We start from the raw sequence: 23,310 nt of genomic DNA, 5'->3' as shown, positions 1-23,310 counted from the left end.
TGCGGCGGATAACTGCAGTAAAAATGATTCTCAGATTATTTTTTCGCCGCGGCCGTATTGGACGTACAACCCGGAAACAACCATAATAAACGGCAGTATTATCGTGATCCATAGTCCTAAAAACAGACCTGCAGCCACGTCTCCAATTAAAAAACCGTCGAAAGCAGGCCGGACCCCGAAGTGGACAAATAATATACCGGCTGCGCCGATCACAGAGGCTAGCCACTTAGCTGAGACACCGGTCTGTTCAACGAACATCCGCACCTTGTACTGTTCCAATACCGCACCGATGCCCGTACCGAGCAGCAGACCAGGCAGCACCAGGAACAGCTCATCAGGAGCCAGAAGCAGAGCAAGAAAAAAAGGTAGGATAATAGCGAAAGAAAACAGGTAAGCATCCGGCATCGACCCGATCCATTCCAGACTGCGGTAAAACGTATAGCTGATGAAACCCCCAATCAGTATACCGCCAGTCACGGTAAAAACCGGTACCCCTCCGGCAAGCAGATAAATAAGGCTTACAGCTGCAGCGGCAGAAATACAGAGCGCTGCTTCCGTTTTTCTCCTGCAAAGCGGAATCAAAAACGCAAACAAAGTGACCGTCGCCTGTATGTGAGGATGAGTGAAAGGCACGCTGTCATTGCTCAGCAGCAGAAATGGAAAATACATCAGGATGATATAACCAAGTGATAAAGATAGCACAGTCAGATATAGAAGCTGAAAACCGGAGCGCTTATCCAGCGTCCAGAAGATGGTTCCGGCAGTGATCAGCCAGACGGCAAATAGTATCTGTGAATAGACGGTGACAAAATAGGAACTCAAAATTGATCCCCCGCTTCCTGAAGAACTTCAGCCATAATCTGGATGTAAAAGAAAAGAGCCAAGCGTTAAAACAAAGCCCGGCTCTTTTTCTTTGGGTTCTTTTTCCCTTCGATAACTGTCAGCTTCACCTCGGACTGCCGTTTTAGCAGCGGCTTAGGATGACGCTTTTCCTGCTTAACTGTTTTAAGCGGAACGTGGCTGCGGCGTGACTTCGGCTTCGGCTTTTGCTGCTGTTTCACGACCGGGCGACCGTTCTTGACAGGCACCTGAAACCCGCTCTGACGCTGCATCAGCTTGGGCTGTAAAAACTTTTTAAACAGCAGAATAAGCAGTGTGACAATTCCAATCGTTACAAAGATGCTGGTTATGAATCCGGCGGGATCACTGAACAGGGAGACCCCGATGCCGAGAGCTGCAAAAGCTAATACGATAACCACAAGCGGATGTATGCGCCTGCTTTTCATTAGGTCCACCTCCATAAATAGTAAGCGGATTTGTAAAATCCGGTGAAGGAATATGTGTAACTACAGTTTACACGAGCATTACAATTACTGCTAGATTGATCTACCGTTCTTTTCCCTGTTTCAACCGTTTTTACACCTTGTATTGACAACCTTCATGAACTATTCATTCCCGGTGTACTGTGATAAAATGTTCGATGGGAAAGAATTTAGCAGGAAGGCGGTGCGACCGCGTGCTGAAAGTCCATATTATTAACGGACCGAATTTAAACCGGCTCGGAAAAAGAGAGCCGCATGTATACGGTTCAGAAACGCTTGATGACCTTGAGAAGAAAGTGACAGCTCATGCGGATAGGCTTGGTGCAGAAGTAACTTTTTTTCAGCACAGCAGTGAAGGAGCGATTATCGATACGCTTCATGCAGCTGAGGAACAGGCCGATGCGGTCATTTTAAACCCGGCAGCTTTCACTCATTACAGCTACGCTGTCAGAGATGCATGCGCCTCGATCAGCATACCGGTTGTAGAAGTTCACTTATCTAATGTTCACGCACGGGAATCGTTTCGGTCGGTATCGGTAACAGCGCCTGTCTGCAGAGGGCAGATCAGCGGCTTTGGTTTTGAAGGTTATTGCATGGCACTCGACTTTTTATACAGGGAGGAATCCAAATGACAAAAACAGATCAATTAAGAAGCAGATTTGATGCAACGGGCATAGATGCATTCCTGACCCAGAGTACATATAACAGAAGGTATTTAACCGGTTTTACCGGAACAGCAGGAGCGGCGCTGGTGACTGCAGACAGTTCCAGACTGATCACCGATTTCCGATATACCGTTCAGGCCCGCAGTCAGGCGCCTGAATTTGAGATCGTCGAACACTCAAAACCGCTGCTTGAAGAGCTTGCTAATCAAGTGAAGGAGCTTGGCATTCACAAGCTGGGGTTTGAGAAAGATCATGTATCTTATACGCAATATGAAGCACTGAGCGAGCAGCTTGATTGTGAACTGATTCCCGTTTCCGGGCTCGTTGAAGATATGAGACTTCTGAAAACAGCGGATGAAATTAGCGTGATCGAAAAAGCTGTTCAAATAGCAGACGAAGCGTTTTCTCATATTCAGTCCTATATTAAAGCCGGCGTAAAGGAAATCGACGTTTCCAATGAACTGGAATTTTTCATGCGAAAGCAAGGGGCTGTCTCCTCTTCTTTCGATATCATCGTAGCCTCTGGTGAACGGTCGGCCTATCCGCACGGTGTGGCTTCTGATAAGATAATAGAATCCGGTGAACTGGTTACGCTTGATTTCGGTGCTTACTATAATGGTTACTGCTCTGATATCACGAGAACGGTAGCGGTAGGTGATGTCTCAGCTGAGCTGAAAGAAATTTATGACACAGTCCTGCAGGCCCAGATTAAAGGTGTTGAAGGTTTGAAGCCTGGTCTGACAGGTCGTGAAGCGGATGCACTTACCCGGGATTATATTAAGGAAAAAGGATTCGGCGAGTATTTTGGCCATTCTACGGGCCACGGTATGGGAATGGAAGTACATGAAGGACCAGGTCTGTCACACCGCTCTGACAAAAAGCTGGAGCCGGGGATGGTTGTCACTGTCGAACCTGGTATCTATGTAGAAGGGACCGGCGGAACGAGAATTGAAGATGATGTCGTTATTACAGAGGACGGATGCCGTATTCTCTCTGCATCTCCTAAAGAACTGATTATTTTATAAACCACTGAGTACGTTTTACTATAGAAGGAGGAATTAACATGATCTCTGTAAACGATTTTAAAACAGGATTAACGATTGAAGTTGATAATGATATTTGGCAGGTACTGGAGTTTCAACATGTTAAACCAGGTAAAGGAGCTGCTTTTGTTCGCTCCAAGCTGAGAAGTCTCCGATCCGGGAATATTCAGGAAAAAACGTTTCGTGGCGGAGAAAAGGTGGAAAAAGCACACATCGATAATGCAAAGATGCAATATCTCTATTCTTCCGGAGACGAGCATGCTTTTATGAACACGACAACATATGAGCAAATTGAACTGGCTACTTCCCAGATTGAACGACAGCTTAAATTTCTAAAAGAAAACATGGAAGTAAGCGTACTTTCCTTCGGTTCGGAAATTCTTGGTGTTGAGCTGCCGCAAAATGTGAAACTGGAAGTGACAGAAACGGAGCCTGGGATCAAAGGAGATACGCAGTCGGGTGGTACGAAGCCGGCAACGCTTGAAACCGGTCTTACGGTTCAGGTTCCATTCTTCGTTAATCAGGGAGATATACTGATCATTGACACGAAAGACGGCAAATACGTATCCCGCGGCTAACAGCGAATATAAACTAATTGGAGTGAACAGCAATGGAATGGTCAGAATTGACAGAAGGCGCAAAAGCGGTTCTCGAACAAACCCGGAGCCAGAAAAACGATAAAATTCAAATCGTTGAATTCGAAGTGGGATTTTCCCAGTCTGAAGAAGAAGCGGAAAGCGGCATGCCAGTTTCGATTCAGGAAGAGGATTATAAAAGCCTGAAGGCATACACACAGGAAAATGAATATGGCGAAAAATATCATATGGCACGCAATAAAAACATCGTGAAAATTATTTTGCTTGAAGACGGAAAAATCCCTGATAACTTATCCGATTTTCCAATTTTCCGGGATTATAAAACCGTGGAGAAACAGGAAAGTGAACAGGAAGAAGCTTCCGTAACGAACGAAGAAGACAGGGAGTCCTAAGGCTTGATGACATCCCCGTATCGTTTATTACGCCTTTGATATCGGAAAAATGAATGGAGGCGAAGGGCAAACCTTCGCCTTAGAAAGCCGGCTTATGAGAGCGCTTACTTAGTGGTCTGACCAAAAAGATGTTTTCAAAATATCTGAAATACGGTAGCATATTTATGAGTAACTCCTAACGGTTTGTCGTTATATAAAATGGAAGCTAAATGATGAAAGGGTGGATCACGATGTTGAAGATTCAGGAAATCAGAGAGCTGATCAAGCTGATTGACGATTCAAGCATTGACGAATTTAAGTATGAGCAAAATGGAGCAAAAGTTTCTCTTAAAAAATTTGGCGGTCAGACGGTAAAGACTTCCGCACCTGCTCCTCAAGCTGTTGAAGCTGCAGCACCGCAGGCAGCGCCGTCACCGGCACCACAGCCTGAAAAGCAGTCAGCCCCCTCCGAAGAGCAGAAACCAGAGAGTTCTCAGTCAAGCAGCGACCAGGATGATACATACAAAATAACGTCTCCCATGGTCGGAACCTTTTATTCTTCACCGTCACCGGAATCTGATCCATATGTAGCCGAGGGCGATACAGTTAAAAAGGATTCTGTCGTCTGCATTGTGGAAGCAATGAAGCTGATGAATGAAATCGAAGCAGAAGTGAACGGGCGAATTGTGAAAGTACTGGTTGAAAACGGCGAGCTGGTTGAATACGGCCAGGAATTATTCCTCGTCGAAGCAGAATAGAGGGATTGGTTATGAAAAAAATATTAGTTGCAAACCGCGGAGAGATCGCTGTCCGGATTATCCGGGCTGCTCAGGAAATGGGCATCGGCACCGTAGCTGTTTATTCAACTGCAGATAAAGAAGCCTTGCACGTACGCATGGCTGATGAAGCAGTTTGCATCGGACCTGTCTCCAGTGCAGAGAGCTACTTAAATTTTACGAACATTATCAGCGCCGCTAAGTTGACGGATGTTGACGGTATTCATCCGGGGTATGGTTTTCTGGCCGAAAACCCGGATTTTGCAGAAATCTGTGATGCCTGCAACGTAACTTTTATCGGACCAAGCCCTCAGGCAATCAGTCAGATGGGGACTAAGGATGTTGCACGAAAAAAGATGCAGGAAGCCGGGGTTCCGGTCGTACCTGGGTCAGATGGTCTCGTAGATGGTCCTGAGCACGGAGCTGAAGTAGCGGCCGGTATTGGGTATCCGGTTATTATTAAGGCGACAGCAGGAGGCGGAGGCAAAGGCATCCGCGTCGCGAAAGACGAAGCAGAGCTTAAAAAGGGAATCTCCGTCACTCAAAAAGAAGCGAAGGCGAATTTTGGAAACGACGGTGTCTATTTAGAGAAGTTTATCGAAGATTTCCGTCACGTAGAGATTCAGGTGCTGGCTGATCAGCACGGCAACACGATTCATCTGGGAGAACGAGACTGTTCGATTCAGCGCAGGCTCCAGAAGCTTGTAGAAGAAACACCGTCTCCGGCAGTAAGTCCGGAAGTGCGAAAGAAAATGGGCGATGCAGCAGTGAAAGCTGCAGAAGCAGTTGACTACGTTGGGGCAGGCACAATTGAATTTATTTTCGATCATAATACGGATGCTTTTTATTTCATGGAAATGAATACAAGAATTCAGGTCGAGCACCCGGTAACAGAAATGGTGACAGGTGTGGATCTGATTAAAGAGCAGATCCGCGCAGCTTCCGGTGAGAAGCTCAGCGTCCGCCAGGAAGATGTGACGTTCAACGGCTGGAGTATTGAGTGCCGGATCAACGCAGAAGATCCATTTCGGAATTTCATGCCATCACCGGGAAAACTGTCTTTTTATCTTCCGCCGGGCGGCCCTGGAGTCAGAGTCGACAGTGCGTGTTATAATGGGTACACAATAAGCCCGTTTTATGATTCAATGGTGGCAAAGCTGATTGTACACGGTGCCGATCGAGCGGAAGCCGTGAGCAAGATGGAACGCGCGCTGAAAGAATTTTATGTGGAAGGGGTGCACACAACGATTCCTTTCCATATCAGACTTTTTCAGCATGACGTATTCCGAAGCGGGGATTTCAACACGAAATTCCTCGAGCTTTACCCGATACGTGCTGAAGAGGAGGAGAATGATGGCTGAAAACCATGCAGTAAAAATAGCCGATTACAAAAATGAGCTGGGAACTGTGGAGATCTCACCAGAAGTGGTGGAAATTATCGCCGGTCTGGCAGCTGCAGAAGTAGAAGGTGTGGACCACCTGCACGGGAATTTTGCAGCAGGAGTTGCAGAAAAGCTTGGACGCAAATCTCTGAGTAAAGGCATAAAAGTCGACATGAATGGAGAGAATGTCACGATAGAAGTGTATATCGTAACGAAATACGGACATTCCATTCCGGAAGTCGGCGGCAGGGTGCAGGAAAACATTGTACAAACGTTAAAAACGATGACTGCACTGGAAGCGAAAGCCGTTCACATTCATGTGACTGGCGTGCAGTTCGAGACTAAGCTGGAAGCTGAAACTGCTCCGGAATAATGCAGCGTTCTGCAGGCATCAAGTTGCCTGCAGAACGTTTTTTCTTGATTAAAGCGCTTCCGGCACTTTCCGCATGGTGTAATCAGGCTGACGGATATGCTATTATGTAAAAGGTAATCAGACAGAGCAGTTAAAAAGGAGCAAGATAGCTTATGAATAGAAGAGTGGCTAGAATCAAATCGGTTCAGGCCCTTTATCAGGTGGAAATGACCGGAGTCGAACCGGCTGCTGCCATAGAGGCGACGCTGGAACAAGACGAAAAGAGCAGTGAGTTTCTGGAAAAGCTGGTAAACGGAACACTGGAACATCAGTCAGAAATAGACGGCCGTCTGGAAGGAGCGCTCGATCACTGGTCACTTGACAGACTCTCACGGATCGACAGGGCCATCCTCCGACAGTGCGTTTATGAAATGATGAATTTAGAAGACGTACCTGTTAATGTGAGCATCAACGAGGCCATCGATCTGGCGAAAGGATTTAATGCCGATGAAGAAGCGGGTAAATTTGTAAACGGAGTGGCGTCCCGAATCGCTGCTGAGTTAAACGAAGACAACTAATTAAAGGGGATGGGAATATGGGAGCAGAAGTAATTTCCGGTAAAGAGCTTGCACAGGCGACGCGCCAAAGTCTTAAGGAGCGGACTGAGGAATTAGTGTCACAGGGGATCACACCCGGTCTCGGTGTCATTCTGGTAGGAAATGACCCTGCTTCCGCCTCTTATGTGCGCGGTAAAGAAAAAGCATGTCTGGAAACAGGCATCCATTCAGAAGTTGATCGCCCGGATGAATCAATTACAGAAGAAGAGCTGCTTGGGAAGATCGACACCTTGAACAACCGTGAAGACATCCATGGCATCCTGGTTCAGCTGCCGCTGCCGTCTCATATTGATGAGCAGAAAGTTATCATGGCGATTGATCCTTCCAAAGATGTAGATGGCTTTCATCCGTATAATACAGGAAAAATGCTGACAGGCGACGATGGATTTTTACCATGTACTCCGTTTGGAATCATACATATGTTAAAGTCACGAAACATTCCCATCGAAGGTCGTCATGCTGTCGTTGTCGGCCGAAGCAATATCGTCGGGAAGCCAGCAGGAATGCTGCTGCTAAAAGAGAATGCTACCGTTACATTTTGTCATTCCCGCACAAAGGATATGCGGAGTCATACGAAGCAGGCTGATATTCTTATTGCAGCCGTAGGAAAAGAAAAATTCATATCAGCTGATGACATCAAAGCCGGAGCTGTAGTAGTGGATGTCGGAGTCAACCGCACTTCTGACGGCAAGCTGGCCGGGGATGTGGATTTTGAGAGCGTGAAAGAAAAGGCATCTTTTATCACGCCGGTTCCTGGGGGGGTCGGTCCCATGACAATTACGATGCTGATGTATAATACCGTTATTTCAGCTGAAAAGAGGCTGCATGCCACATGAATCATGTAACTGTAACCGCGATTACGACGCTTATTAAACAGACGCTGGACAGAAGCGCAGGTCTGCAAAACGTATGGGTTCAGGGCGAAATATCCAACTTTAAAAAGCACAGCCGCGGTCACATGTATTTTACGCTGAAAGACGACAAATCACGGCTGCAGAGCGTGATGTTTGCCGGAAACAACCGCAGCCTCGCTTTCGCTCCCGATAATGGAATGAAAGTGCTCGTCCGCGGAGACATTTCCGTATATGAGCCATTCGGCCAGTATCAGTTTTATGTAAAAGAGATGCAGCCTGATGGAATCGGGCACTTGTATATGGCATTTGAGCAGCTGAAAAAAAAGCTGGAAGCAGAAGGTTTATTTCTGCCGGATCACAAAAAGAAAATTCCTAAAATACCGGAGCGCATTGCTGTTATTACATCCCCGACGGGTGCTGCCGTACGTGATATTGTAACTACTATTCGGAGAAGATACCCGCTTGCTGCAGTAACACTTCTTCCGGTGCTTGTTCAGGGGCCAGGTGCTCCTGCCTCAATCGTCAGCGCTCTGAGACAGGCCGACGAAACTGAATCATTCGATGTTATCATAGCAGGCAGAGGCGGAGGGTCGCTTGAGGAGCTGTGGGCATTTAACGAAGAAGAGGTTGCCCGAACTATATTCTCCATGTCGACCCCTGTTATTTCTGCAGTCGGTCATGAAACAGATGTAACAATCAGCGATTTCACAGCCGACTTACGGGCTCCGACTCCAACCGCTGCAGCGGAGCTAGCGGTACCGGACATTCAGGATATGCGGGCTTTTGTAATGGAACGTCATACCCGTTTGCTTCGAGCTGTCAAACTGAAAATCGACCGGAAGCAGGAACAGCTGAAAGCGCTGGATCGTTCATATGCGTTTCAGTATCCAAGGCGTCTGCTGGAACAAAAGGAGCAGGAGCTCGACATCTGGACAGATAAATTACGCCGTGCCTTACAGGAAAATAGTCAGTCCCAGCGCAACAGGCTCGAGAAACTGGAGCAGCGGCTGTTGAATGTTCATCCGCAGCGTGCAGTTGAGAAAGAAAAAAACAAGTTGCTACAGTTTGAGCAGGCAATGAAGACAGCAATGAGACGGCAGCATGATAACAGTCGTCATCGACTGGATGTCCAGCTGTCAAAACTAGAGCTGCTCAGCCCGCTTCAACTGATGCGAAAAGGGTACAGCCTGACGTACGATAAAAACGGAGGGTTGTTAAAATCTGTAAAAGATATTGCGGAAGGTGATACAGTTTCATTGACGCTGCAGGACGGGCGGATATATGCTTCCGTCGAAAATGTGATCAGAGAGGAGCGGGAAGACAGATGACGTTTGAAGAATCAATGAAAAAGCTGGAGAGTATTGTGCAAAATCTTGAGCAGGGAGACGTTCCGCTCGAAGAAGCCATTGAGATGTTCCAGGAGGGAATGAAACTTTCAAAAGCTTGTCACGACCGGCTGCATAAAGTTGAAAAACAGATGACGGAAGTACTTGAGCAGGATGGCACCCTATCAGAGCTTCCGGAGGAGGAATTATAGCGTGCAACTGAAAACATTTATGTCTGTGTATAAAGACCGTGTTGAAGAGCTTTTCCCATCTGTAATCAACTCCTCGGAAATGCCTCGGAAACTGAAGGAATCGATGCTTTATTCCTTGGAGGCAGGGGGGAAAAGGGTGAGACCGCTGCTTGTGTATGCAGTTCTGGACACATACGGAATCTCAGCGGAAAAGGCAGATAAAACAGCATGTGCAATCGAGTTTATCCATACCTACTCGCTCATACACGATGACCTTCCGGCAATGGATGATGACGATATTCGCAGAGGACGGCCTACTAACCATCGTGTCTACGGTGAGGCCTGCGCTGTCCTGGCTGGAGATGCTCTGCTCACACAGAGCTTTCAGCTGATTGCAGGTGACAAGCTGCTGTCAGCAGATAAAAAAGTGGATATAATCGCTGCTGTATCAGAGGCTTCAGGTGCACCGGGAATGGTCGGCGGGCAGCTCGATGATATGGAAGCAGAAGGCCGTGAAGTAGATGTCGAAGAGCTGGAATACATTCACGCACGAAAAACCGGCGCATTGTTATCCGTTGCACTTCAGGCTGGAGCAGTTATAGCCGGAGCTCCTGAAGAAGAGCAGCGTGCGCTGGAGGCTTTCGGTAAACACATCGGCCTCTCCTTTCAGATCAAAGACGACCTTTTGGATGTTGAAGGAGAGGAATCCGAAATTGGTAAGCCGGTTGGAAGCGATGAGTCGAATGATAAAAATACGTACGTTCGGCTTTTAGGTGCTGACGGAGCAAGAGAAAAGCTGGATTATCACACGAGCATGGCTCTTGCTGAACTGGAGCGTGTTTCAGGCAACACAGAGGTGCTGAAAGAACTGACGGCCTACATCAGCGAACGCACGAAGTAATTGTCCGTACCTCTTTGGTCATGATATAATAGCGGTGAAGAGTGGTGCAGTATTCTAGTCAGTTCTTCACCTTCGAAAGCGGGCCTAAAAATCCACTAAAGGGCACATCGATGAAGTTCCTAGTCTCGGCTTGAGGCGCCCAGCCTTGGGTCCTGACTGGGAGTAAAGGCTGTAGGGCGATCCACAATGGCATGTGGGCGTTGACCCTGCAGCCGCGGAGGCCCATGAGTGTGGTGCTGTTCCCATCAGCGCTATGCTCATGGGTATGAACCTGCCGCGCGGGAAAGGGAAACCCGTGGGCAGCGTAGCCTGCCTTGAGTGGAGTATGAGGGGATTACGGCCGCCAGCCGTATGAAATCATCTCTGCAAAAGAGGATAGAAGGTGGCCGGAGCTGCCAAGGAAAACTTCTAGACTGTTCCATGTACATGGACAGGGGATTATAGTGCGTACTAAGTGGTAATCCAGTCTGGTGTTTGGCGACAGCACCAAGCCGGCTTTAAAGGGAAACCACCAGAGCGGCGACGCTTTGGCAGCCGGTTGGGAAAACCTACTGGACCTATGGCGCAGTCTTTACCCTGTTTATGACCACTCTTCTTACATAACGTACATAGAAAGCACTTTTAGAGAAAGCCGGGCTGCTTAAATGAAACAATCAATGATCGATTCGTTGAAATGGAGCTGGATGATTGCCGTTATCACTCTTGTGTTAGCGGCTATTTTTTCTGTTGTCTCCACAGCCATCCTGAGCGGTGTTGCCTGGGGTGTCGGCATGCTGATTGTGTTTCTAATCGTGCTGATAGGGGTAATATCAGATACGATAGGTGTAGCAGCAACTGCAGCTGCCGAGAAACCGTTTCACGCAATGGCAGCAGAAAAACTTCCTGGTGCACGCGAAGCGGTCACCATAACACGAAACGCTGACAAATTTTCGAACTTTACAAATGACGTGATCGGGGACATCGCCGGAGTTATAAGTGGTACCGCCTCCGCCTATGTTGTACTGCAGCTGGCTGTGCAGCTCGGTCATGGCGAAGGATCTACGCTCCAGTTCGTTATATCTGTCGTATTTACAAGCATAGTAGCTGCGATCACAGTCGGCGGCAAATCAGTCGGAAAAACGATTGCAATCCGCTATTCCACCGAGATCATCTACCGTGTGGGTAGATTATTTCATTTGTTAGAGGTAAAATTGAAGATAACCATTTTTAAGGATAAAAAGAAAAGGCGGAAGAAAGCTTAAAGTTAGAAAGCGAGGGTTTCTCTTGGACGTATTAAATATGAAAGACCCGTCCTTCCTGAAAAATATGACAGATGCCGAACTCGAGCAAACGGCTGAAGATATCCGGTCGTTTCTGATCGACAAACTATCTGTAACAGGCGGACACCTGGGGCCGAATCTGGGAGTTGTGGAGCTGACACTGATGCTGCATCAGCTTTACGACAGCCCGAAGGATAAATTTTTATTCGATGTTGGACACCAGGCATATGTACACAAAATTTTAACCGGCCGCGCCGATCAGTTTGACACACTTCGTCAGCATAAAGGACTCTGCGGGTTTCCTAAGCGCTCCGAATCGATCCACGACTGCTGGGAGACAGGACACAGCTCCACCTCACTGTCAGGTGCTATGGGAATGACACTTGCACGTGATCTGAAAGGTACAGATGAGAACATTGTTCCTATCATCGGAGATGGCGCACTAACCGGAGGTATGGCCTTGGAAGCGCTTAACCACATTGGCCATGAACAAAGGGACATGACGGTCATTCTAAATGATAATGAAATGTCCATAGCTCCGAATGTCGGAGCTATGCATAATATGCTGGGACGTATGCGTACCGCAGGTAAATACCAGAAAGCAAAAGACGATTTGGAAATGCTCATTAAAAAGGTGCCGGCATTCGGCGGCAGACTCGCTGCAGCTGCAGAACGGGTAAAAGACAGTCTTAAATATCTGCTCGTTTCGGGCATGTTTTTCGAGGAATTAGGATTTACGTATCTCGGTCCGGTAGATGGACATGACCTTCACGATCTGCGGGCAAACATATCGTATGCAAAGAAGACGAAAGGGCCGATTCTGATTCACGTTGTTACGAAAAAAGGCAAAGGGTACGCACCTGCTGAGAATGATGCAAAAGGCACTTGGCATGGGCTTGGGCCTTACAAAATTGAATCCGGTGAAGTTGTTAAGAAGCCGGGACCGCCGAGTTACAGCGGTGTGTTTGCAGAGACAATGAAAACGATCGCACGCTCGGACGACAAACTGGTAGCGGTGACACCCGCCATGCCAAACGGCAGCGGACTTGATAAATTTGCAAAAGAGTTCCCGGAGCGAATGTTTGATGTCGGGATTGCAGAACAGCATGCTACGACAATGTCTGCGGGTCTTGCAGCACAAGGCATGAAGCCTGTGCTCGCGATATACTCAACTTTCCTGCAGCGCGGCTATGATCAGCTCGTGCATGATGTATGCAGGCAGAACCTGAACGTGATGTTTGCGATTGACCGCGCCGGACTTGTCGGCGCGGACGGGGAAACGCACCAGGGTGTTTTTGATATTTCTTATATGAGACATCTGCCGAATATGACCCTCTTATGTCCAAAAGACGAAAATGAATTTCAGCATATGCTCTACACGGCCTATCAGCATAATGACGGACCAATTGCAGTCCGCTATCCGAGAGGGGCCGGCACCGGAGCGCCAATGGATAAGAAGCTGCAGGAACTGCCAATCGGCACGTGGGAAACGCTTCGTTCCGGTGGCGATGCAGCGGTACTCGCGGTCGGCACGATGGTTCCTGTTGCAGAAGAAGCGGCAGAACTGCTTGCAAAAGAGGGTATTTCTGTCGAGGTGATCAATGCGCGGTCCATTAAGCCGCTGGATGAGACGATGCTTAAACGGCTGCATGGAGAAGGCAAACCGTTGCTTACGCTGGAAGAACATGCCTTACAGGGTGGCTTTGGAAGTGCAGTGCTTGAATTTTTCAACAATGAAAATCTGTACAACGTTCCGGTAGAGCGTATGGGGATTCCTGATTGGTATATTGAACACGGAAGCGTGTCTGATCTGCTGAAGGAAATCGGACTGACCGGAGAAAATACAGCTGCCCGCATAAAGTCAATTCTGCCGAGAAAGCAGCAGCGGGCCTGATGAAAAAAGAAAGAGCAGATATACTACTCGTGGAGCAGGGACTGTTTGAGTCCAGGGAAAAAGCGAAGCGGGCGATTATGGCCGGACAAGTTCTGGCCGATGGTCACCGGGTTGATAAAGCAGGGATGAAGATCCCTGCCGATTCGGTGTTAACGATGAAAGGAAAACCGATGCCTTATGTGAGCAGGGGCGGTCTGAAGCTGGAAAAGGCTTTGAAGGAGTTCGACATATCACTTCAGGGCAGGATCATGCTCGACATCGGATCGTCAACCGGCGGATTTACTGACTGTGCCCTTCAAAACGGAGTCGAGCTCGTCTATGCAGTGGACGTCGGCTCTAACCAGCTCGTCTGGAAGCTCCGCCAGGATCCGAAAGTGGTCGTCATGGAAAAAACAAATTTCCGGTACTGCACGACTGAAGATTTCGCTCAGAAAACGCCGGATTTTGCATCAGTTGACGTATCATTTATTTCGCTGAAGCATATTCTTCCAGTGATGTATGATGTACTTGCTCATGAAGCCGAGGCCGCCGTTCTTGTGAAACCCCAGTTTGAAGCAGGAAGAGAGCAGGTAGGCCGCAACGGGCTCGTTAAAGATCCGGCGATTCATCTGGAAGTGCTCAAACAGACCGCTGCTTTTGCTCGTCAGGCAGGATTTTGTGTCGCAGCAGGAGCATCTTCTCCGATCAGGGGTGGAAGCGGCAACATTGAATTCCTGTTTCATCTTGTTAAAACAGCTGTACCATGCCCGGAAGAGCCTGATTTTAAAGCGATTGTCAACAAGGCCCACCAGCCGGATGCAGCGGGTGCAGAAAACGGATAAGGGGGAAGCTATGAACAAAGGCCAGCGACATATTAAAATTCGGGATATAATTGGCAACAACGATGTTGAAACACAGGATGAATTAGTAAATGAACTTCGCCGGGCGGGCTTTAACGTGACTCAGGCGACAGTCAGCAGAGATATAAAAGAGCTGCATCTCGTTAAAGTTCCTATGATGGACGGCCGTTACAAATACAGTCTTCCATCTGATCAACGGTTTAATCCGCTTCAAAAGCTGAAGCGGGCCCTTGTGGACAGTTTTGTCTCAATCGATCATACCTCACACATGATTGTCATTAAAACGCTGCCGGGAAATGCTAATGCCGTAGGTGCATTAATTGATAACCTCGATTGGCAGGAAATCATGGGAACGATTTGTGGAGATGATACCATTCTCATTATTTGCCGCTCTGACAAAGACCCGGAAAAGCTTTCGGATAAATTTCTGGAAATGCTGTAGCGCCGCCGCAGTATTTTCAGGTGTAGAAAAAGGACTGGAGCTGCCGAGCAGAATTTCAGTCCTTTTTTTGTCTGATTATTGTTGAAGAAAGGACTGTGAAAAACATGCTGCTTGAGCTTACCATACGCAATTTTGCAATTATCGAAGAACTGACGGTTTCCTATGAAGAAGGACTCACGGTACTTACTGGTGAAACCGGAGCGGGAAAATCGATTATTATTGATGCGATCGGTCTGTTGATAGGAGGGCGCGGCTCGGTTGATTTCGTTCGCCATGGGAGCAAGCGCGCTGAAATTGAAGGTCTTTTTACGATCGATGGAGAAGCGCAGGAGCTGGACAGTTATCTGGCAGATGCCGGAGTTCCGATAGAAGAAGGGTCAATCATTTTACGACGTGAAATAACCGGTGCAGGGAAAAGCATCTGCCGGATCAATGGCAAACTTACAACGCTCGCTGTTCTCAGGCAGATAGGTCAGCAGCTTGTCGATATTCACGGTCAGCATGAACATCAGCAGCTTATGCAGACTGACAAGCATCGTATGTTTCTCGACAGGTTTGCAGAAGAGAAGCTGACTAATTCACTAAGAGAATACCGGGAAATGTTTGCTCGTTTTCAAAAAAAGCGGACACAGCTAAAAGCCCTCTCTGAGAATGAGCAGGAAATGGCACAGCGGCTTGATCTCATTCGTTACCAGCATGAAGAAATAACGAACGCAGATTTGAAGCCGCGGGAAGATGAACAATTAGCCGAGGAAAAGCAGCGTCTTGCGAACAGCGAAGGCTTGTATAAGACCGTTCATGGCTCTTATGACGCCCTTTACGGGGAAGGGAAGGGTCTGGAGTGGGTGATGACTGCAATGAATCAGCTGGAAGAGGCCGCAGAAATGGACCCCTCTCTCTCCGAACTAAAAGAAACAGTAACGAATAATTATTATCTGTTGGAAGAAGCATCTTTTTCGATGCGGGAATATTACGATGCGATTGAATTTGATCCGGAAAGACTCAATGAAATAGAGGCTCGCCTAAGTGAGATCAGCCAGCTGAAGCGAAAATATGGATCATCAGTCGAAGAGATACTGGAGTATGCAGCTTCTATTGAGGAAGAACTGGATAACCTTACGAATAAAGACGAGCGGCTGCATGAGTGGGAAAAGGAATTAGAGGCTCTGGCCGAAGATCTGTTAGTAGAAGCTGGAAATATTTCAGCTATCCGCAAACAGTCTGCGGCAGGGTTGGAGGATGCGATTCACCAGCAGCTGGAAGACCTGTATATGAACGATACAGTTTTTCAAGCCTCAGTAAAGCCTCGCGAGCCAGGTGCTATGTCCGCTTCTGCTCTTGTCAGGCAGCATCCGTTTACAGAATACGGCATGGATGACGTAGAATTTCAAGTAGCCACTAATAAAGGTGAACCGCTGAAGCCGCTTGCCAAAATTGCTTCAGGAGGGGAGATTTCAAGAATGATACTGGCTCTTAAATCAATCCTTGCAAAGCATGAAGGGGTGACATCGCTCATTTTTGATGAGGTAGATACTGGTGTGAGCGGGCGTGTCGCTCAGGCCATTGCAGAAAAAATTCATCGGATTGCTGAAGGCTCTCAGGTGCTCTGCATTACGCACTTGCCGCAGGTTGCAGCGATGGCAGACACACATCTGTACATCTCCAAATACGGACAGGATGGAAGGACAGTAACCAGCGTGCTCCCGCTTACGCAGGAGGAACAAACAGAAGAAATCGGCAGAATGATTTCCGGTGTGGAAGTAACAGATGTAACGAGGGATCATGCCAGAGAACTTCTGGAACAAGCTTCCCAGAAAAAGTAGCTTTAGGCCCTCTGGAAGAATGCGACTTTTATTGTGCTCAGTACGTATGGTATACTGATTTCGGCATAAATTATAGCAGGCAGCGTCAGAGGGGGAGCACGGTGTGAAGACGATAAAAGTCAGTGTTGCAGATGATAATCAGGAGCTAGTTGGTATTCTTGCTGATTACGTGGAGCAGGAAGAGGATATGCAGGTTCTTCATAAATCGTATAACGGGCAGGAATGTCTGGAATATCTCGAAGAAATGATACCGGACGTGCTTATTCTGGATATTATCATGCCGCATCTGGATGGTCTTGCGGTTTTAGAAAAAATCAACCGGATGCAGCTGGATAAAAAACCGTATATTATCATGCTGACTGCCTTTGGGCAGGAAGATGTAACCAAAAAAGCGGTTCAGCTCGGGGCTTCCTATTACGTGTTAAAACCGTTTGACATGGATATTCTTGTAGAAAAAGTACGTGAGATTGCAACCGGTTCAGCCGGAGCGGTTTACGAACCCAACGTCGCAACGGATAACAGGCCGATGAATCTGGATGCAAGCATCACGAGTATCATTCATGAGATCGGTGTTCCGGCTCATATAAAAGGCTACATGTACTTAAGAGAGGCTATTACAATGGTTTATGAGGACATTGATCTTCTTGGCTCTGTCACAAAAGTCTTGTATCCGGAAATTGCAGATAAATTTAATACGACATCGAGCAGGGTGGAACGAGCGATCCGGCATGCGATTGAAGTTGCCTGGAACAGAGGGAATATCGAGTCCATTTCCAAAATGTTCGGCTATACGGTTAACACTGCTAAATCGAAGCCAACTAACTCCGAGTTTATTGCAATGGTTGCAGATAAGCTGAGAGTCGAGCATCGCCGCTGACCGCTGCATAAAAAAACAGCCTGCGGAAGGTAATTACCTTTCTGCAGGCTGTTTTTTCTGAAAGCGCGGAGCTACTTTATTGTTTTTGCGGTCTCTGTGCAAAATAAATCCGCCAATAAACCATACACCGACTGCGAGAGCGAGGGCTCCGGCAAAAAATTGAATATACAGTGTCGGATAGGGGCTGTTAAGGATTTGAAAAAGTGTGTCTCGCATCTGCTTGATCCCGTAACCGGCAGTAAATATTGGAATGAGCAGCACGATAAGCGCAGCAAATCGTTGAATAGTCATGAAGCAAGTCCCTTCTTTCGTAAACATGCATATAACAATCATTTTAACGAAAATAAAGGATTCTGTCGAGAATATCTGTTCAATACGAACGGAAAAGCAGGTGATGAAATGAAACATGTATTGCTCATCGGAACGGCAGCTCAATTAGAGGAAATGGAGAAAAGTATACCCGCTGGAATAAGCTGCTTTGCCGGGCTGACAGATCAATCAGACTGGGAAAGCAGCCGCTTTACCCTTGTCCGCAAGAGTGAGTGGACATCTGAAAAGTTCGAGCTTGTTTTTGGTGACGCTGTCTGGAGAGAGGGAGCACTGCCTTTGCAATGTGCACCGATTTACTTCCGACAGATGGAAGCAGATGCTGAAAAAGCGGAATTGCAGCAAATAGCTGAGCGTTTAAAAGAAGTGCTGAATGCTACTCATGACGGCATGATTGCAATCAATTCTGACACACAAATCACGTTATTAAATAAGCGCGCTGAAGAAATGACCGGACTTTCCACATCGCGTGACATTGGGAAAAACGTACACGACGTGATGCCGACGAGTATGCTTCCACGGGTGCTGAAAACCGCAAAGACTGAGCATAACCGCAAGCAAAAACTTGGTAATGACAGAACGATTGTGACGACCAGGGTGCCAATCATGGATAACGGACAGGCGGTCGGAGCTCTTGGAGTCTTCAGGGATATAACAGAAATTGTAAATATGGCAGAGGAAGTTACGAATTTAAAAAGTATTCAGGAAATGCTGGAAGCCATCATTCACTCGTCAGATGATGCCATTTCGGTCGTAGATGAAAATGGCAACGGGCTGCTGATCAATCCGGCTTATACAAGGCTGACCGGTCTCACAGAAGCAGAGGTCGTCGGTAAACCGGCATCAACCGACATTTCTGAAGGTGAAAGCATCCATATGCAGGTGCTCCAGTCCGGCGTCGCAGTTCGTGGAGCTAGAATGAAGGTCGGACCTGCAAAGAAAGATGTAGTAGTCAATGTTGCCCCTGTAATAGTGGACGGAGACGTAAAAGGCAGCGTAGGTGTCGTTCACGATGTGTCCGAAATGGAGGCGCTTACAAAAGAGCTGGAGCAGGCGCGTAAAATCATCCGGACGCTTGAAGCCAAATACAGTTTTGATGATATTATTGGACGCACGCAGGAAATCAAGATGGCTGTCGATCAGGCTAAAGTTGCAGCGAGAACCCCGGCAGCGATTCTGCTACGCGGAGATTCCGGAACAGGCAAGGAGCTTTTTGCACATGCTGTACATAATGAATCCGGTCGAAAATTCAATAAATTTATCCGGGTTAACTGCGCTTCTCTCTCTGAAACGCTACTGGAAAGTGAGTTATTTGGCTATGAAGATGGAGCGTTTTCCGGGGCAAAAAGCGGAGGCCGGAAAGGTGTATTCGAAGAAGCGGATAAAGGCAGTATTTTTCTCGATGAAATTGGGGAGCTGACGCACAAAATGCAGGCAAAGCTGCTTCGAGTGCTTCAGGAGCAGGAGATTGTCCGGGTCGGAGGTTCTCAGGTAATCAGAGTAGATGTCCGTGTCATTGCAGCAACAAATATGAATATTGAAAAGCGGATTGAGCAGGGGGAATTCCGCTCTGACTTATTTTTCAGGTTAAATCGAGTACCGATTTACATACCGCCGTTAAATGAGCGCAAAGATGATATTGGGAGACTCAGTGAACATCTGATGATGAAGCTGAATCAGGATTACGGCCGGCGTGTGACAAAGCTTTCGCCGGAAGCACTTCAAAAGCTGCAGCGGTACAGCTGGCCCGGCAATGTGAGGGAGCTTGAAAATGTGTTAGGACGTGCAATGATTCATCTGCCGCAAAATGCCCGAACGATCCGGGCAGCAGATATTGTTACGGATGAACAGAAAGAGGGATCAAAACTCTCGCCGGATATCAGTGAGGAGCCGCTTGATGAACAGCTGCGTCGATTTGAACGGGCGGTAATAGATAAAATGCTGATTGAAACAGACGGAAATAAAACGAAGGCAGCTCAGAAGCTTGGCATCAGTACGAGAAGCCTGTATTACAAATTAAAATAGCATAGACTTTTTCGGGGTTAAAAGTTTGCCCCTCCGCTTAAGCAGGAAGCTGCACTTGCTAGTCACCCAGGTAAAAAGGTCCGAAAATCCATCAGAATCATGACAAGGTACCCTCATACAGTGACACATGATTGATGTAAGTAACCGTAAAAGCGGATTTAAGAATTGCTTTTTGCAATAAAATGCGCGCAATATTTTTCGTAGTGTGAAAAATATTGCGCGTTTTTAGGTGGGATGAGGTGGAAGGGATCTGGTATACTTTTTTTAGAATGGGTGTAAAGGCGGTGAACGAATGAAAGTAACCGATCTAACGCAAATGGTACATAGTAAATCTGAACAAGTGACAGTAGCAGTGGCACACGCTGTTGAATCATCTATCTTCACAGCGTGCAGTCTTGCTGCTGAGCGGGGCACAGCCTTTTTTCATTTCATTGGACCTCTGACAGAGATGACAGACGCCATGAAAGAAGCCGGAGTTCAACAATCCGATCAATTTTCGTTTTCGGACGCTGCTGATGAATCAGAATCGGCTGAAAAAGCAGTGATGCTCGTTCATAAAGGTCAGGCTGACGTGCTGATGAAGGGGATGACCCCGACGTCGAAGCTGTTAAAAGCAGTGCTGCATAAGGAAAAAGGGCTGCGAACGGGAAGACTGTTGTCACATCTTGCCGGATTTCAATTTCGGGAACAGGAGAAGATGCTTTTTTTATCTGATGCAGCCATGAATATAGCCCCTGATTTGACTCAAAAACAAGGGATTATAGAAAATGCTGTCGCGGCGCTTTCAGCTATGGGGATGAAGCTTCCTAAAACAGCCCTGCTTGCGGCAGTGGAAACAGTCAATCCTGCAATGCCGGCAGCAGTCGATGCAGCGGTATTAACGCAAATGAACAGACGTGGTCAACTGGCAGACTGTGTTGTGGACGGGCCGCTTGCCCTTGATGTGGCGGTTTCTGCTAAAGCAGCCCATCAGAAAGGTCTGGATACGGAAGTAGCCGGGCAAGCAGATTTGTTAATTGCACCGAATATTGAAACCGGCAATACATTATATAAATCGATGACGCTGTTCGGAAATGCGACAGTTGGCGGCATGATCGTAGGAGCGAGAGCGCCGATCGTGTTAACTTCCAGATCTGACACAGCTGAAAGCCGCCTGCTTTCTCTTTTAATGGCGGTCAGTACGATTCAAAAATAACAGGGGGCGTTACGAATGAAGCTATTTACTTACATGGAAGAATACGATTATGAGCAGGTTGTCGTTTGTCAGGACAAAGAGTCTGGTCTGAAAGCTATTATTGCAATTCATGATACAACTCTCGGCCCGGCGCTTGGCGGTACGAGAATGTGGACGTACGCAACGGAAGAAGCTGCGTTTGAAGATGCGCTGCGACTTGCAAAAGGAATGACATACAAAAATGCAGCAGCCGGCCTGAACCTTGGCGGTGGTAAGACAGTCATTATCGGAGATCCAAAAAAAGATAAAAATGAAGCGATGTTCCGGGCTTTCGGCCGATTTATCCAGGGACTGAACGGCAGGTATATTACGGCAGAGGACGTCGGCACAACAGTGGAGGATATGGATCTTGTTTATTCGGAAACCGATTATGTGACAGGGGTTTCTCCTGCGTTTGGTTCATCGGGAAATCCGTCACCAGTAACGGCATATGGTGTATATGTCGGGATGAAAGCAGCTGCAAAAAAAGCTTTTGGAACGGATTCATTAAAAGGTAAAACGGTTGCTGTTCAGGGCATAGGCAACGTGGCCTATAATATGTGCCGATATCTGCATGAAGAAGGTGCGTCCCTGATCGTAACGGATATAAACCAGGATTCTGTACAGCGCGCAGTTCAGGAATTTGGAGCGACTGCAGTAGATGTGAATGATATTTATGATGTAGACGCGGATATTTATTCACCGTGTGCGCTCGGAGCTACGATTAATGATGATACGCTTTCCCGCTTGAAAGCCGGTGTCATTGCCGGAGCTGCAAACAATCAGCTGCTGGAAAACCGCCACGGGGATCTCCTTCAGGAGAAAGGAATCGTTTATGCACCGGACTACGTGATTAACTCGGGCGGAGTCATAAATGTGGCAGACGAGCTGCTGGGCTATAACAGGGATCGTGCGATGAAAAAAGTTGAAACGATTTATGACAGTATTGAAAAAATATTTGCCATATCAGAACGGGATGACATCCCAACATATGCAGCTGCTAACAGGCTTGCAGAGGAGCGGATTGCAACAATGAGGAAATCGCGCAGACAATTCTTGCAAAATGGCATGAATATTTTATCTCGCGGCAGATAATCTGGAGGGACATCATGGAACACTACCATCGGATTCTGGCTATAAATCCGGGATCGACATCAACGAAGATAGGCGTATTTGAAAACGAATCGGAGCTGCTCGAGCATACAATCCGCCACGACAGGACAGAACTCGAGGATTATCATTCCATCATTGAGCAATACACCTATCGTAAAGATATGATACTTAAAACGCTGGATGAAGCAGGAATTAATTTATCCAGGCTGTCAGCAGTGGTAGGCCGCGGCGGTCTGCTTCGTCCGATCGAAGGCGGTACTTACGAGGTTAATAAAGACATGCTTCACGATTTAAAAGAAGGATATGCCGGACAGCACGCCTCCAACCTGGGCGGCATTATCGCCTGGGAAATTGCCCGGCAGCTGAATATTGCGTCTTATATCGTAGACCCTGTCGTCGTGGACGAAATGCACGAATTAGCCAGAGTATCGGGCTTTGCAGACTTTGAACGAAAAAGTATTTTTCATGCGTTAAATCAAAAAGCGGTGGCCCGTAAAACAGCTGTTGATATGAACCGTGACTATGAAGATCTCCGGCTGATCATCACGCACATGGGCGGCGGTATCACCGTAGGCGCTCATCGATACGGCAGAGTAATCGATGTAAATAATGGTTTGCACGGTGAAGGACCCTTTTCGCCCGAACGTGCCGGAACGGTGCCGGCCGGCGATCTCGTATCTCTATGCTTTTCGGGAGATCACTTTTCCTCGGAAATCATGAAAAAAATTGTAGGACAGGGTGGGCTTGTAGGACATCTTGGAACAAACGATGCAGTTGAAGTAGAAAACAGGATTGCGAAAGGTGATGACAAAGCTGAGCTGGTCTACGAAGCGATGGCCTATCAGGTCGCAAAGGAAATCGGGGCAGCAGCTGCCGTTCTTGAAGGAAGGGTCGATGCAATTGTCCTAACTGGCGGACTGGCATTCGGAAAGGAATTTGTACAAAAAATACAGACACGTGTAGAATGGATTGGAGATGTGCTCGTTTATCCTGGTGAAAATGAGCTTGAGGCACTTACGGCAGGTGCTCTGCGGGTGCTGCGAGGTCAGGAAAAAGCAAAAACCTATCACATTCCTTCAGTGGAATCATAAAAAGGAGAGAAT

Annotated in this window: 25 protein-coding genes; 22 read left to right on the top strand and 3 right to left on the bottom strand. The window is 47.4% G+C overall.

The features are described 5' to 3' along the window. Positions 1-30: 30 nt before the first annotated feature. Both HCN83_RS08685 and HCN83_RS08680 read right to left on the bottom strand, forming a co-directional pair. Positions 31-822, bottom strand: a complete 792-nt coding sequence (locus tag HCN83_RS08685; RefSeq protein WP_168006377.1) for a hypothetical protein — start codon at positions 820-822, stop codon at positions 31-33. A 65-nt stretch (positions 823-887) separates the two neighbouring features. After that, positions 888-1,286: an SA1362 family protein gene (locus HCN83_RS08680; protein WP_168006376.1), complete on the bottom strand. Its 399-nt coding sequence runs from the start codon at positions 1,284-1,286 to the stop codon at positions 888-890. A 230-nt stretch (positions 1,287-1,516) separates the two neighbouring features. Here HCN83_RS08680 and aroQ point away from each other — a divergent pair, with 230 nt between their 5' ends. From aroQ to spo0A, 18 genes are all read left to right on the top strand, one after another. Next, complete coding sequence (gene aroQ / locus HCN83_RS08675) at positions 1,517-1,954, top strand: type II 3-dehydroquinate dehydratase (protein ID WP_168006495.1); 438 nt, start codon at positions 1,517-1,519, stop codon at positions 1,952-1,954. Beyond that, a complete protein-coding gene (locus HCN83_RS08670) occupies positions 1,951-3,012 on the top strand; it encodes a M24 family metallopeptidase (protein ID WP_168006375.1) in 1,062 nt (353 codons plus the stop codon). The genes aroQ and HCN83_RS08670 overlap by 4 nt, the downstream gene beginning before the upstream one ends. Before the next feature lie 38 nt (positions 3,013-3,050). Then, positions 3,051-3,608, top strand: a complete 558-nt coding sequence (efp, locus tag HCN83_RS08665; RefSeq protein ID WP_168006374.1) for an elongation factor P — start codon at positions 3,051-3,053, stop codon at positions 3,606-3,608. A 32-nt stretch (positions 3,609-3,640) separates the two neighbouring features. Then, entirely contained in the window at positions 3,641-4,018 is a 378-nt protein-coding gene (locus HCN83_RS08660) for a hypothetical protein (protein WP_168006373.1), read from the top strand. Between the two features lie 230 nt (positions 4,019-4,248). Next, positions 4,249-4,755, top strand: coding sequence for an acetyl-CoA carboxylase biotin carboxyl carrier protein (gene accB / locus HCN83_RS08655; RefSeq protein ID WP_168006372.1), 507 nt, complete (start codon positions 4,249-4,251; stop codon positions 4,753-4,755). 11 nt (positions 4,756-4,766) lie between these two features. Then, positions 4,767-6,134, top strand: a complete 1,368-nt coding sequence (gene accC / locus HCN83_RS08650; RefSeq protein ID WP_168006371.1) for an acetyl-CoA carboxylase biotin carboxylase subunit — start codon at positions 4,767-4,769, stop codon at positions 6,132-6,134. After that, positions 6,127-6,528, top strand: coding sequence for an Asp23/Gls24 family envelope stress response protein (locus HCN83_RS08645; RefSeq protein WP_168006370.1), 402 nt, complete (start codon positions 6,127-6,129; stop codon positions 6,526-6,528). Before accC ends, HCN83_RS08645 begins: the two co-directional genes overlap by 8 nt. A gap of 164 nt (positions 6,529-6,692) precedes the next feature. After that, positions 6,693-7,085 (top strand): transcription antitermination factor NusB, encoded by a 393-nt coding sequence (gene nusB, locus HCN83_RS08640; RefSeq protein ID WP_425483605.1) that lies wholly within the window; start codon positions 6,693-6,695, stop codon positions 7,083-7,085. A 17-nt stretch (positions 7,086-7,102) separates the two neighbouring features. Then, entirely contained in the window at positions 7,103-7,960 is an 858-nt protein-coding gene (gene folD / locus HCN83_RS08635; RefSeq protein ID WP_168006366.1) for a bifunctional methylenetetrahydrofolate dehydrogenase/methenyltetrahydrofolate cyclohydrolase FolD, read from the top strand. After that, positions 7,957-9,306, top strand: a complete 1,350-nt coding sequence (gene xseA, locus HCN83_RS08630) for an exodeoxyribonuclease VII large subunit (protein WP_168006365.1) — start codon at positions 7,957-7,959, stop codon at positions 9,304-9,306. The genes folD and xseA overlap by 4 nt, the downstream gene beginning before the upstream one ends. Continuing rightward, complete coding sequence (xseB, locus tag HCN83_RS08625) at positions 9,303-9,515, top strand: exodeoxyribonuclease VII small subunit (RefSeq protein WP_168006364.1); 213 nt, start codon at positions 9,303-9,305, stop codon at positions 9,513-9,515. The genes xseA and xseB overlap by 4 nt, the downstream gene beginning before the upstream one ends. A gap of 1 nt (position 9,516) precedes the next feature. Then, a complete protein-coding gene (locus HCN83_RS08620) occupies positions 9,517-10,395 on the top strand; it encodes a polyprenyl synthetase family protein (RefSeq protein WP_343033685.1) in 879 nt (292 codons plus the stop codon). Positions 10,396-11,039: 644 nt separating this feature from the next. Further along, the gene (locus HCN83_RS08615) at positions 11,040-11,636 is read left to right on the top strand and encodes a hypothetical protein (RefSeq protein ID WP_168006362.1); all 597 of its coding nucleotides are present in this window, start codon (positions 11,040-11,042) and stop codon (positions 11,634-11,636) included. Positions 11,637-11,673: 37 nt separating this feature from the next. Further along, complete coding sequence (gene dxs / locus HCN83_RS08610) at positions 11,674-13,548, top strand: 1-deoxy-D-xylulose-5-phosphate synthase (protein ID WP_425483607.1); 1,875 nt, start codon at positions 11,674-11,676, stop codon at positions 13,546-13,548. Further along, complete coding sequence (locus HCN83_RS08605) at positions 13,548-14,369, top strand: TlyA family RNA methyltransferase (RefSeq protein WP_168006360.1); 822 nt, start codon at positions 13,548-13,550, stop codon at positions 14,367-14,369. Before dxs ends, HCN83_RS08605 begins: the two co-directional genes overlap by 1 nt. Positions 14,370-14,379: 10 nt before the next feature. Continuing rightward, positions 14,380-14,829 (top strand): transcriptional regulator AhrC/ArgR, encoded by a 450-nt coding sequence (gene ahrC / locus HCN83_RS08600; RefSeq protein ID WP_168006358.1) that lies wholly within the window; start codon positions 14,380-14,382, stop codon positions 14,827-14,829. Positions 14,830-14,933: 104 nt separating this feature from the next. Further along, a complete protein-coding gene (gene recN, locus HCN83_RS08595; RefSeq protein ID WP_168006356.1) occupies positions 14,934-16,652 on the top strand; it encodes a DNA repair protein RecN in 1,719 nt (572 codons plus the stop codon). A 103-nt stretch (positions 16,653-16,755) separates the two neighbouring features. Continuing rightward, positions 16,756-17,529, top strand: a complete 774-nt coding sequence (gene spo0A, locus HCN83_RS08590) for a sporulation transcription factor Spo0A (RefSeq protein ID WP_168006354.1) — start codon at positions 16,756-16,758, stop codon at positions 17,527-17,529. A gap of 33 nt (positions 17,530-17,562) precedes the next feature. On the opposite strand, the gene HCN83_RS08585 is transcribed toward spo0A, so the two are convergent. Continuing rightward, on the bottom strand, positions 17,563-17,814 hold the full coding sequence (locus HCN83_RS08585; protein ID WP_168006493.1) for a DUF2627 family protein: 252 nt from the start codon (positions 17,812-17,814) through the stop codon (positions 17,563-17,565). A 114-nt stretch (positions 17,815-17,928) separates the two neighbouring features. On the opposite strand from HCN83_RS08585, the gene HCN83_RS08580 reads away from it, so the two are divergent. From HCN83_RS08580 to buk, 4 genes are all read left to right on the top strand, one after another. Further along, positions 17,929-19,881, top strand: coding sequence for a sigma-54 interaction domain-containing protein (locus tag HCN83_RS08580; RefSeq protein WP_168006352.1), 1,953 nt, complete (start codon positions 17,929-17,931; stop codon positions 19,879-19,881). A 292-nt stretch (positions 19,882-20,173) separates the two neighbouring features. Beyond that, positions 20,174-21,076 (top strand): bifunctional enoyl-CoA hydratase/phosphate acetyltransferase, encoded by a 903-nt coding sequence (locus HCN83_RS08575; protein WP_168006350.1) that lies wholly within the window; start codon positions 20,174-20,176, stop codon positions 21,074-21,076. A gap of 15 nt (positions 21,077-21,091) precedes the next feature. Then, complete coding sequence (bcd, locus tag HCN83_RS08570) at positions 21,092-22,189, top strand: branched-chain amino acid dehydrogenase (RefSeq protein WP_168006348.1); 1,098 nt, start codon at positions 21,092-21,094, stop codon at positions 22,187-22,189. A gap of 14 nt (positions 22,190-22,203) precedes the next feature. Next, the gene (buk, locus tag HCN83_RS08565; RefSeq protein WP_168006346.1) at positions 22,204-23,298 is read left to right on the top strand and encodes a butyrate kinase; all 1,095 of its coding nucleotides are present in this window, start codon (positions 22,204-22,206) and stop codon (positions 23,296-23,298) included. Positions 23,299-23,310 lie beyond the last annotated feature (12 nt).

Source organism: Alkalicoccus luteus (genome assembly GCF_012034335.1).
Taxonomy (GTDB): Bacteria; Bacillota; Bacilli; order Bacillales; family Salisediminibacteriaceae; genus Alkalicoccus; species Alkalicoccus luteus_A.
This window is presented reverse-complemented; position numbering and strand designations above follow the sequence as displayed.